The 10890-nt window shown below is 53.1% G+C and carries 11 protein-coding genes and 4 pseudogenes; 5 read left to right on the forward strand and 10 right to left on the reverse strand.

Annotated elements, in window-relative coordinates; translation table 11 throughout:
* The coding region (locus AB4Y34_RS39200) for a Tn3 family transposase (RefSeq protein ID WP_368719065.1) at nucleotides 1-292 on the forward strand (292 nt) is incomplete at its 5' end.
* Nucleotides 289-654, forward strand: coding sequence for a Tn3 family transposase post-transcriptional regulator TnpC (gene tnpC / locus AB4Y34_RS39205; protein WP_368719066.1), 366 nt, complete (start codon nucleotides 289-291; stop codon nucleotides 652-654). The genes AB4Y34_RS39200 and tnpC, both read left to right, overlap by 4 nt.
* Before the next feature lie 106 nt (nucleotides 655-760).
* On the opposite strand, the pseudogene AB4Y34_RS39210 reads toward tnpC, so the two are convergent.
* From AB4Y34_RS39210 to AB4Y34_RS39230, 5 genes and pseudogenes are all read right to left on the reverse strand, one after another.
* Nucleotides 761-1453, reverse strand: a pseudogene (locus AB4Y34_RS39210) (IS6 family transposase); the annotation flags it as partial.
* 437 nt (nucleotides 1454-1890) lie between these two features.
* On the reverse strand, nucleotides 1891-2247 hold the full coding sequence (locus AB4Y34_RS39215) for a DUF4019 domain-containing protein (protein WP_368719067.1): 357 nt from the start codon (nucleotides 2245-2247) through the stop codon (nucleotides 1891-1893).
* A 99-nt stretch (nucleotides 2248-2346) separates the two neighbouring features.
* Entirely contained in the window at nucleotides 2347-2874 is a 528-nt protein-coding gene (locus AB4Y34_RS39220; protein ID WP_368719068.1) for a caspase family protein, read from the reverse strand.
* A 16-nt stretch (nucleotides 2875-2890) separates the two neighbouring features.
* Nucleotides 2891-3298 (reverse strand): caspase family protein, encoded by a 408-nt coding sequence (locus tag AB4Y34_RS39225; protein WP_176369606.1) that lies wholly within the window; start codon nucleotides 3296-3298, stop codon nucleotides 2891-2893.
* A 7-nt stretch (nucleotides 3299-3305) separates the two neighbouring features.
* Entirely contained in the window at nucleotides 3306-3974 is a 669-nt protein-coding gene (locus AB4Y34_RS39230; RefSeq protein ID WP_368719069.1) for a DUF1353 domain-containing protein, read from the reverse strand.
* Nucleotides 3975-4494: 520 nt separating this feature from the next.
* On the opposite strand from AB4Y34_RS39230, the pseudogene AB4Y34_RS39235 reads away from it, so the two are divergent.
* Nucleotides 4495-5205, forward strand: a pseudogene (locus tag AB4Y34_RS39235) (IS6 family transposase).
* A 57-nt stretch (nucleotides 5206-5262) separates the two neighbouring features.
* Here AB4Y34_RS39235 and AB4Y34_RS39240 read toward each other — a convergent pair.
* Both AB4Y34_RS39240 and gspD read right to left on the reverse strand, forming a co-directional pair.
* Nucleotides 5263-5670, reverse strand: coding sequence for a hypothetical protein (locus tag AB4Y34_RS39240; protein ID WP_176112392.1), 408 nt, complete (start codon nucleotides 5668-5670; stop codon nucleotides 5263-5265).
* A 15-nt stretch (nucleotides 5671-5685) separates the two neighbouring features.
* Entirely contained in the window at nucleotides 5686-7914 is a 2229-nt protein-coding gene (gene gspD, locus AB4Y34_RS39245) for a type II secretion system secretin GspD (RefSeq protein WP_368719070.1), read from the reverse strand.
* A gap of 237 nt (nucleotides 7915-8151) precedes the next feature.
* On the opposite strand from gspD, the gene AB4Y34_RS39250 reads away from it, so the two are divergent.
* Together AB4Y34_RS39250 and AB4Y34_RS39255 are read left to right on the forward strand one after the other, a co-directional pair.
* Nucleotides 8152-8529: a hypothetical protein gene (locus AB4Y34_RS39250; RefSeq protein ID WP_368719071.1), complete on the forward strand. Its 378-nt coding sequence runs from the start codon at nucleotides 8152-8154 to the stop codon at nucleotides 8527-8529.
* A gap of 29 nt (nucleotides 8530-8558) precedes the next feature.
* Nucleotides 8559-8732 (forward strand): annotated as a pseudogene (locus AB4Y34_RS39255) (IS6 family transposase); the annotation flags it as partial.
* Between the two features lie 57 nt (nucleotides 8733-8789).
* On the opposite strand, the gene AB4Y34_RS39260 reads toward AB4Y34_RS39255, so the two are convergent.
* From AB4Y34_RS39260 to AB4Y34_RS39270, 3 genes and pseudogenes are all read right to left on the reverse strand, one after another.
* Nucleotides 8790-9489 (reverse strand): IS6 family transposase gene (locus AB4Y34_RS39260; protein ID WP_368719072.1). Its coding sequence is split into 2 segments (ribosomal slippage): nucleotides 8790-9189 and nucleotides 9188-9489, totalling 702 coding nucleotides; the frame shifts between segments, so codons are not numbered across the junction.
* Between the two features lie 43 nt (nucleotides 9490-9532).
* Entirely contained in the window at nucleotides 9533-10387 is an 855-nt protein-coding gene (locus AB4Y34_RS39265) for a Tn3 family transposase (protein WP_176369602.1), read from the reverse strand.
* Nucleotides 10388-10545: 158 nt separating this feature from the next.
* A pseudogene (locus AB4Y34_RS39270) lies at nucleotides 10546-10773 on the reverse strand (hypothetical protein); the annotation flags it as partial.
* Nucleotides 10774-10890 lie beyond the last annotated feature (117 nt).

The following is a 10890-nucleotide window of genomic DNA, read 5'->3' on the forward strand; positions in this document are numbered from 1 at the left end:
CGTGATCGCCGAGAACGAGCCAGAGGAGCAGCAGAAGCGACTACGCTACAACGACCTCGTCGCGTCGGCCGTGATCTTGCAGAACACGGTGGACATGATGCAGGCGCTACGCGAGATGGCGGCAAACGGCGAGAAAGTGCGCGCCGAAGACATTGAGTTTTTGAGCCCGTATCCGACCCACAACATCCGACGCTTCGGCCACTATAAGCTACATCTAGATCGTCGGCCGGAAGCCTGGATCCGGGCCCCCCTGTTCGGTCAAACTGCCCGTACCTACGCGTCCCGCTCATGACTGCACGCCCGGCCACAACTACGACTTATTTTGGCGACGTCGACACCGCTGCGCTCGAGCGGCTCGAATCGAGCTACGACACAACCCGCCTGCTGGCTGCAGTTGATATCGTCGATCGCATCCGCACCCAACTCCATGATCCCGAGGGGTTACGAGACGACATCCTGGAGATCCACAGCATGGCGCATTGCGTGTTGAATGGCGCACCATCGGTGCCGTCGCGCCGCGAAGGCACACTGCCCGATCGGGTGCTGGACGCGCTCGATCGGATTGACGAATTTGTCATGGAGCTCACGCGGGTGAGGACGAGCCTCGAGCCGCTTGAAGCGCTGCACCCGGACGACGGGTTTGGCGAGGGTTGAACGGCGCCCGCCCACTGATCGATACCATGCGGGCCGGTCCCGGCGGTTCTGTCGCGATAAGGATGGCAGACCGAGCCTGTTCCCATATAGATAGGATTGCTGATGTCGCCAGCGAGTAGAACTGAGCGGCTGCCGTTCGGTCATCGCCGTCGTTTTTCATCTGCCCCTTGCGAATCATATGCATCACCTCAATACCAGAGAGAATGATGCGCGCACACCGAAAATTCTTGAAGCCCATCATTGGTCTGATGATCCGTTTGATCGCCCGATGGTCCTGTTCCACGAGGTTGTTCAGGTATTTGTTCTGCCGGATCCTGATCGGGGTTTCGCGCTCGGCGTTGATGGCGTCAAGTGCGGCCAGATTCGCGCCGCTTTTGTCGATAGTCACCGTCTCGGGTTCGCCATTGAGGGCGATCGATTTTTCGAAATATCGCCGCGCCGCAGTCTTATCTCGATGGGCCCGCAGCAGGAAGTCGATGGTGTTGCCAGCCTTGTCGACGGCGCGATACAGGTATTTCCATTGGCCATTGACCTTAATGTAGGTCTCATCGACGCGCCAACTCTTGCCGACGGGGCGTTTGCGGCTACGAAACGTCTTTTCCAGCACCGGCAGCAGCTTGAGGGCCCAACGATGCACGGTTGAATGATCCACTGAGATGCCTCGCTCCGCCATCATTTCTTCCAGGTTTCGCAGACTGAGCGGATAGGCCACATACCAGCGCACGCAAGTCAGGATCACATCAAGCGGGTAATGCAGGCGTTTGAGCACGCGGGCCACGGTCGGATTCAGCGTCTTCATCCAGCTTTCAGTCGTTCGTCTTGTTACGAACATCATAGCCGACTGCCTTATTGCAACAGAACCGTCTAATCGCATCTCGCACACCATACGACGTGCTCGCAGCGGCGCCGGTCTTGCCTCAGGTCGACCCGGTGTGGCGCATTCGCCAGATGGCAGCAGACGACCCGGTGCCGCCAGCTGCACGGTCGGGTCTCAAAGGCTGCTAACAGAGTGCTCCGGTCGTCGTCCGCGCCGGCATTCCCCCGATACCGGTACGGCTACACCGAGGTCTATGTCTCACACGTTGAGAGCGGCTTCAAATTGATCTTTTGTCATGGGCCGCGGCGTCTACAGAATGAAAGAACTCATCTTTACTTGACGTAAAGGCACATCATAGTCAGTCGATGGGGACCATGAGCGTTGCAATTGTTCGATGGAATTTCAACTAAACCACTCTTTTAGTTTGGGTTTGGCAAATAGTTGATCCCAGAAATTTTATAATTACCTCCCTCACGAATCAGTATAATCATTTCATATACCTTGGCGACGGGAAATGTAGTGGAAAACATAAATGAATAGACGGTGCCCTGATATCCACTACGCGGGTCGCCATCCGCTTGATTCTCTTGAATCAATTTCCTGTTGTTGCCGATGCCACCCAATTGCGCCTGAATCAACGTCATATTCGCGAGAAATGCCTCCTCGGTCATTTTTTCCTTAAACCAATCAGATACGTTTGCATTCCATACCTCTTTATTTTGTTTTTGTTCGAGCTTGCCAAGTATTTTCAGCGCAGCGGCTCTGGCGTCTGACATTTCGTCAGCAAAAAACCATCGAGCTAGAAAACATTGCGATCACGGCTAGGCAAACAATGATCGCGATATGCTTTTTCATATGACCTCCTCTATTTAAATTCATTGGACACATTTCTTTGTCCACATAGATACACCGTTTACAATGATTTGTTCGCTTATCTCGACACAGGCATCGCTACTACGGGATTGATTGGATTTATTAGTCCGCGGAACGATATTCGCTTTCGACTGTGAAAGCGGATTTGTCGGAAGTTGCGGTGCTAATTTAAAGGACAAAAAATTCCCGGTCGACCACGGAGACTGCTTGTTCCCGGTCGCCTCCAACGTTATCTCTGCTGCTCTATCAAGGACATCGTTGAAGGTCGCCGGTTTCTCACGAATCGCTTTCAGTAAGGCGGCAGTAAATATACTGTTACGCTGTCCGTTGGGTGCGGACAGCGCGGGAAAATCAGGTGACGTAGCATAGATGACCCGCGTTCCCGGCCTAAGGTTCTTAAGTTCACTTAATCCGCCACTCTCGCCTAGGGACTTAAATCGCAATGCTTTCGGCATGTCGCGACATGCATCGAGTATTATGATCTTAGTTCGCGCTTCACGTTGACCGAGGCGAGTACGTATCCAGTCCAAAGATAGAAGCTGTTGTCTAAATCTCCGTATGCATTAAGATCGGCATCAACCGGAACAAGGTAGTTTTTTTGGAAAATGGATCTTCTATTCCATGACCTGAATAGTAGACAATCGCAACAGTATTCTCATCCACTCGCTCAAGGAAGTTTTGAATGACGGAATTCATGGACGCCTGATTTAAATTCGGAATATTTCCGTCATTACTGATCTGGAAGCCAATATCATGCAGCGCACTTGCCATATCTCTGGCATCGTTATCAGGGCCATTCAGAATGCCGCCTTGGTATGCCGAATTCCCAATTACCAGCGCAAGGAATTTCCTGCTTTCCGTTTCTGGTTCTCCATTCGCAACTGATAGACAAAGGGCCGCGGCGGTTGCTGCAGCAAAAATCGCAATAAACATTTTATATATTTGCTTTTCCATCACAGTCTCACGAATTGGAAAATACATTTGGGCGAGACTTCCACTCTTCCCATGTCACATCGGAGCTGGACGGTAGTTCAGACAATATTCTTTTTTCGCCTGAAGCTTTGATCCTTGCATTTTCTCTCCAGGCCGCACCTCCAAATAGGTCGACGGCATGGTATAGAATAGCTGATTGTCTGTCTGTTATCTTCAAATCATCCATGACAGAACGAAATATCAAGTCCGCATCAGATTTAGGCCTATCTTGTTGCCAATATAAATAATCATGTACTACCGCGGCATAGGCATAGTCTCCATCTGGTCGGAACAGTGACCAAAAAACACGAGGAACCGATGCAAAGTCAGTTACAAAGCCCCTCGGAACTTTTACGGGTGCTAAGGGGGACTGTGTGTTCGGCTTCCATTCAAGGGGGCCAAGAAGCACGTAGATTGGGTCTTTAAATCTACGTACATCAAGAGGATTTTTAATCTCTTTATTTTTGAGACTATTTTTTTGCCACTCCAGCATCCAATCGTCGGGGGTTCTCTCGGGGAGCGCCCCGGCTGACGGATTTTCAACTGCGGTCTGCGCACGGACGGCTTTGGCGCACACAAAGTTGAAAATTGAAGTTGAAACCAGAATCCCGCCCAGTCCAGCTCGGCAGAATAGTCGGCGCGATCTGCGATGCATCATCGACCTCTCCACTAGTTAGCGAACCTTGATTTGTGAGGTCGCAAGTAAGTGACCTGCACGTATCGATGTTCTCAATTTGCAAATTAAAGAGTCCACCTTCAAATGCTTGGCCGGTATCTGTGTGTGCGCTAGAGTTCGGCTGACCAAATTATAGGAACCGAGTGATCTCTGGAGTAGATACCTTCGTCATATGTGCGTCACCGCACTAGCGCTACCCTCGGTCGTTGTCAGAGCCCATGTTGCTTGCGGACGACTACCGTCGGTTTGCGACGCTCAAAACCGATCATGCGCAAACAGTCGCATTGGGGAAAGCATGAAAGGCGGTTTCGTATGATGTCGCCAAATATGTGGCCTGCAGCCAGATGGCCGATTGTTGAGCGAAGCCGCCGCCTGAGCCTCCGGGGAATGGTGCTGTCGGATGATCCTTTATGGCCGTCTGCGGCCGCATAACACCGGCCGGGACGGTTTTGTCGCAATAACGCGGTCAAGTAAAATCCGCCGACGACAACGCATGACAAGCATGATGACAAAGACGAAGACGCCATGCAAGACGCTGCCCGCTGGCATTGGCAAGGTACTGAAGCGGCTGCACTACCCGCTGGACGTGATCCTGCTGTGCGTCCGGTGGTACGTGGCGTACTCACTGAGTCTACGAAACCTCGAAGAAATGATGGCCGAGCGGGGTATCGAGGTGGACCATTCGAGCGTGCACCGGTGGGTTATCAAGCTGCTGCGGTGTTTGAAAAAGCATTCCGCAAACGCAAACGGCCTGTCAGCAAGAGCTGGCGCGTCGATGAGACCTATGTCAAGGTCAAAGGCCATTGGAAATACTTGTACCGTGCCGTGGACAAGGCGGGCAACACGGTGGATTTCCTGCTGCGCGCCCATCGGGACAAGGCCGCGGCGCGCCGCTACTTCGAGAAGGCGATTGAACAGAACGGCGAGCCCGAGACAATCACCGTGGACAGGAGCGGCGCCAATCTGGCTGCGCTTGAAGCGCTCAATGCCGAGCGCTTAACGCCGATCAAGGTCCGGCAAAACAAATGTCGTCGAGCAGGATCACCGTGCCATCAAACGCATCATCAAACCGATGATGGGGTTCAAGGATTTCCGCTGTGCGCGCATCATCCTGTCTGGCATAGAGATCGCACACATGATCCGCAAGGGGCAGATGTGTGACGATGGCGTCGCCTCGACTGCAGCCGAACAATTCTATTCTCTCATGATGTAAGCAATCCTCTTCATCTCAGGCGCCTGATCGTCGCATCGTCCTTAACGCGACACAACCCTAATTGGCGGGGCGGGCAGGCTGATCCTGTATTTCGGCGATCGCGTCTGAAATAGTGTCCCGCATGGCGATTAGGTCGTCTCCGTTAATGACGAACCCCTGCCAGCCAAACCCAGGGTGCCGCAAATGGAGCAAGATACCGTCAGTCATCGTTTCTAGGCTAATCTGCCACGGCGGAAAGGCAACGGACTCCAGTTTCTGATTAAGGTCGGGGGGCGCAGTATCGATCTGCGGCACCATATTCAGACGTACGCGCCCTAATGTCTCGATTAATTTACTTAAATTATTCGCATTCATCCGTACAACGGACTCAGGAAACGCCAATGTTGCGCGGCTGTCTCCCTTTGAATCCAACTCAAATGTTACAACAAAGCACGATGAATCAGCGTCAGGATCTATATCACTCAATTTTGACCTCTCGTTTTACGGTTGTTCCACGCCGGTCGGGGCTGGAGTTTGTTGAGGCGCTGCCTGCTGACGGCGCATCCTGTCAAGATCGAAAAGGTTTAGCGTTGCCCCCCCTTCAGTTGGACCTGTCGGCCTCGGCGGAACTACCGGATCGTCCTTATCCTTGATGAGATTGTTATCCGATCTATATGCACCCTGCACACCTTGAATGTGATCGTAGCGATTTTGTGTCACCGCAAGAGCAGTAGCCCGGTCTCTGATAATGACAGGGCGCAGGAATACAAGTAGATTGGTTTTGGATCGGGTTTTATTTTCGGAGCGGAACAACGGGCCGAGCCACGGGATATCGCCAAGCAGCGGTACCTTGCTGTTGCTAACAGCATAATTGTCCTGCATCAAGCCGCCTAACACAATAATCTCACCATCGTCTGCAAGTACAGTAGATTGAATCGAGCGCTTAGTGAATTGTGGGCCGTTTGGATTGGTCGATACGTCGGTCGTGCCGCCTACGATCGAGGAAATCTCCGTAGCGAGCTGTAATTTTAGGATGCCACCCTCGGTGATCTGCGGTTTAATATCCAGCGTCAAGCCGACATCGACCCGATCAACAGTGTTAAGGGTCGACGGGTTGCTGCCGCTGGTACTTGTGAGACTGGCATAGGATTCCCTTATAACCGGCACGTTTGTACCGACGACAATTTTTGCTTCCTCATTGTCAAGCGAGATGAGGTTTGGTGTCGAAAGAACGTTTGCATCGGAGGAATTTGCAAAGGCTTGCAGCAGAGCGCCAAGACCTTGCACACCGAGGAAATTGCGTACTAGACCTATATTGAGCCCTTGCGATAGCCCTGCAGTCGCGAGACCAGTTGCGCCATTCGCAAGTGCACCGCTCAAATTTACGATGCTGTTTCCGCTTCCGGTCGATAGATTCGTACCGCCTACGACAGTGTTGTTTCCGATCTGCCACTGGATTCCAAGATTTGCGCTGGTATCCGAATTCAGTTCGACAATAAGCGCTTCGATATAGACCTGCGCGCGACGGGAGTCCAGTTCGTCGATAACTGCACGCAGATTACGGTATACCGGCTCGGATGCCGTGATAATTAATGAATTAGACGCAGCATCCGCTTGGATCATCCCGCCTTGCTGATTATCATCGCTTTTATCTTTATCGTTTCCAAGTAGACCAACCGCACTGTTTGTCCCACTTGAACCAGACTGTGAACTACCAAAGGGAGGCGATGAAGATGAGCCAGAGGGTAACGGCGGCATCCCTGATGTGCCAGTTGAATTGCTGCCGAAGGACGAGGATGAACCGGCATTCTGATTGCCTGTATTTGTGCCCTCGCTTGAGCTCGAACCGGTATCACCGCCTTTGCCGAGCATTCCCCGCAGAGTCTCTGCAAGCTTCACCGCATTAGCGTTACGCAGCGGCACAACGTGCATATTACCAAGTTGCGCAGTCGGCGCATCCAGTTGCTGTGCCAGTTTTTTCGCTTCTAATAGCCTTGCGTCGTTCGACGCACGCACCAATATCGAATTGGTGCGTGCGTCCGCGGTAACCAAAACCTTCATCGTGGCATCGGTGTTCCCAATTGCTCCAGGATCAAGCATCTTTGCGAGTTGCGGTGCCGCATCAAGCGCATTCGCGTTTTTCATTAAGACGACTGCTGAGTGCTGACCCGGTGTGTCAATGCCTGCGATGATCTGTCCAATTCGCTGTACATTATCCGCGTAATCGGTGACAACGATTGTGTTATTCGACGGATAGGCGGATACCGTGTTGTTTGGTGAAATCAAGGAGCGCACAACAGGCAAAACGTTGTTGGCCGACGCGTTTCTTAGATGAAATATCTGCGTGACAACTTGATCGCCGCGTGCAGGTGCAACGTTGCCCACATATGTCGGGACACCCTGCAGCTTTGCATCGGCTTCGGGCACCACCTTCAGAAGACCATGGTCTTGAACCAGAGAGAACCCTTGCATACGCAACGATGACTGTAGCGTCTTGAGAGCCAAGTCCTCGGGCACCGGATTTTCCGACACAAGATTCAGTTGTCCGTTCACACGGGGGTCAACAACGATAGTTTTGCCGGTCGCAGCTCCGATAGCCTTCGCCACCTGATCGATGTCTGCATTGACGAAATTTAGCGTTACCTGCGCATACACGATGTGCGTGGTGATCAACCCAACCGCTAGAAGTGCCATCGCGACAACTCCCAAAACCTTACGATCTCTTCTCATGGAATGTGATGTGTTCCCACCGATTGAGTTGCCCAGACTGGCTGCCGCCGTTCGGCAAGGGTGATGGATTATGCCTAGGGGAGATGACACGAGCACCTCGATTACTGCCTGAGTGAGGGAATGTCATTTGTTAATAGAACGCAAACGTCGTCGCCCTTGCAGTGCCATCCCGCTCCGGATCGCATAAAGGTTGGCATCGCCGTGTCCTAGGTCAAACATCGAAGATGGATCTGACCTGTGGCCACGACAGACCAGCGAAAGAGCGTGCGCGCCTTAAATTTGACGCGATCTTATGCAAAAAACGTAACTTTGTGGAATCAAATTGTTTTGATACGTTTTGAAAGTTTCTTTGATAGAAAGCCGAGTGCGATTATGCACATAGGAGATTTCATGAAGGCGATAAGGCGCCTGCTCTCAAAACAGATCGATCAGGATGCGCTCCAATCCGTTGGCCGTGTGACCCGTGAAGAGAGCTTTCACGCCATCGAGAGAGTGAACCTGCGGATCAAATTGGTCGACGGAAAGAGGATTCGGGGATGGTTCATTTGCAGTGAACACTCCTCGGTTGGTTGTGGTGCAAATAGCGCTCAAGGATCGGTTAGAGTGTCGCCCTGACCGATTTGAGAAGCCGCGATGAACAAGCGCTGAAGAGTCTGGACGGGCTATTCGCTGGCCGTCATTTTGACCGTGAGGTGATCATTCTTTGTGTGCGCTGGTATCTGCGCTACAAACTCAGCCTGCGCGATCTCGTCGAGATGATGGCTGAGCGAGGGTTGTCGCTGGCTCACACGACGATTCTGCGTTGGGTGCGCCGCTATAGGTTCTGTCGCGGCAAGAATGAGAGTTTAGTAAAGACCCGATACGATACGGACTACTTATCCAGCCAGTGAATAGAATTGCTGTGCGGGATTCTGATCGACACCACCATCGTCCATCTGCCCCTTGACGATCATGTGCATAACTTCGATGCCGCCCAACAGGATGCGGGCACAACGAAATTTCTTGAATCCAAGCATCGGTCGGGTCCGGCGCTTGATCGCCCGATGATCCTGTTCGATGATGTTATTCAGATACTTTTTCTGGCGGACCTTGATCGGCACATCCCGCGGGGCGTTGATCGCTTGCAAGGCAGCCAGATTCGATCCGCTCTTGTCGATCGTCACGGTCTCGGGTTCGCCATTCTGGTCGATTGCCTTTTCGAAACAGGCCCGGGCTGCAGCCTTGTCCCGTCGGGCTCGCAGCAGAAAATCAACGGTGTTGCCTGCCTTGTCGACCCCGGTAGAGATACCGCCACTCACCCCTGATTCGAATGTAGGTCTCGTCCATCCTCCAGCTGCTGCCGACTGTCCGTTTGCACTGTCGAAACGCCTTCTCCAGGACCGGCAACCGTTTGAGTGCCCAACGATGAACCGTCGAATGATCGACCGCAACCCCGCGCTCGGCCATCATCTGTTCGAGATGACGCAGGCTCAGCGGATAGGCCACGTACCACCGAACGCACAGCAACATCACGTCCAGCGGGTAATGCAAGCGTTTGAGTACTTTTCCCACACCCGGACTCAGCTTCTCGGTCATCGATCAAGTCACCCATTAAGGCCCGTCAGCATACCAGACTGCCTTATTGCGACAGATCCCGACGAAGCAGTACCGAGTTGAAGGCGGTCACGACATTGGCCAGCAGCCGGCCGCACTCGTTATTGATCGCAATGTCGTGATCGGTCTTGCCGATCAGGTGCTTTCTGCCACTGACCTCGGCGATGAAGCCGCGCAGCGCATGATACGCTTCGATCCGGTTCTGCGAACGATGGACGTTGCGCTGCAGTTGCGGGTCGCGCATGTAGCGCAGCGTGTAGATGCTGCGCACGAGTTTATCGAACTCGAAGACGGCACGGCGCGTGCGGTGACGTGGAGACAATGCGCAAAGCTTGCGAACCAGTGCCTGCTGGCTCATTTCCTTCACGCTGAGTGACGCGATGATCTGTTCGAAGACACACGGATCGTCGCAGATGGCGAGCAAGTCGATCTGTCCAGCGGGTTTGATCAGGAAATTGTCGTACTGCTCGATGTCGTCGCCGCAAAACAGATGTTTTAGCTGTGCTTGCAGGTTGGTGAAGCGCGGCGCAAAGTCCATCTCGAACCAGTACATGGCCGCGAAATTCATCTTGTTGATGCTGTGCATGTCTCCGGTGATAATCGTCGGCGCGATATCGGTCGTGTTGTGATAACAGAGGTCGAAGACGTAATGGTTTTCGTGCTCGTGCGCACCGATGAGGTTGGTGAGTGTGGCAACGTGATTGGTGAGGGAGGTAAAGGCGACGACTCCCCGTTCGCGACCGAAATATTTGCGCGAGTGCCTCGCCTTTGCGGTCGGAGTGGCGGCAGCGAACTTCTGTCCGTCGATGGCACCGAAAAGCGCGCCAAGATCGGACGAGTAGTTGTAGCGGCTTGCAATCGAAACCAGTCTGGCTCGCAATCATCGGCTTTTTCGGCTCGAATTGGTTGCGACTGACGGCGAGCCGTGGGCTCACATTGCTTGCGACCGAGCTTGCAATCATCGGTCTCTGGCTTGCGTTCCATCGATACGGGCTCACATTAGTTGCAACCATTTCGGTGACAATGAGGTTCGCTTTTTCAGAACTTCCAGTTTAAATTGCCTTGCACCGTATGATCGGATTGCCGGCTAGCCAGCGAACCCGAATATCCGATGCTGAGGCGTCCATTCTTGCCGATATCGATCCGGGCATCCACGCTTAGCACTGCCGCATCTTTCGCAACCGGCACGCTCGCGACCGAGAAACCGTCGCTGCCAGAAGCGAATGCAAGCGTCGCAACCGGACGGCCGCTCGTCAGGGCGAATTCAACCGGTCGATGCAATAGTTCGATGGAACCGTTCAGCCGGTGTTTCATAGTCCAGCGTTTTCCTTGGGCGCTCGTTCAGCCTTCGTGCCACGGCATTGAGTCTGGCCTGTGAGTAGA

This window comes from Paraburkholderia sp. BR10954 (assembly GCF_040965775.1).
Lineage (GTDB): Bacteria > Pseudomonadota > Gammaproteobacteria > Burkholderiales > Burkholderiaceae > Paraburkholderia > Paraburkholderia youngii.

What these genes read in the sequence shown, in the direction of transcription:
- tnpC (WP_368719066.1), top strand. Translation starts at nt 289, where the DNA reads ATGACTGCACGCCCGGCCACAACTACGACTTATTTTGGCGACGTCGAC.
- AB4Y34_RS39215 (WP_368719067.1), bottom strand. Translation starts at nt 2,247, where the DNA reads ATGTCAGACGCCAGAGCCGCTGCGCTGAAAATACTTGGCAAGCTCGAA.
- AB4Y34_RS39225 (WP_176369606.1), bottom strand. Translation starts at nt 3,298, where the DNA reads ATGGAAAAGCAAATATATAAAATGTTTATTGCGATTTTTGCTGCAGCA.
- AB4Y34_RS39230 (WP_368719069.1), bottom strand. Translation starts at nt 3,974, where the DNA reads ATGATGCATCGCAGATCGCGCCGACTATTCTGCCGAGCTGGACTGGGC.
- gspD (WP_368719070.1), bottom strand. Translation starts at nt 7,914, where the DNA reads ATGAGAAGAGATCGTAAGGTTTTGGGAGTTGTCGCGATGGCACTTCTA.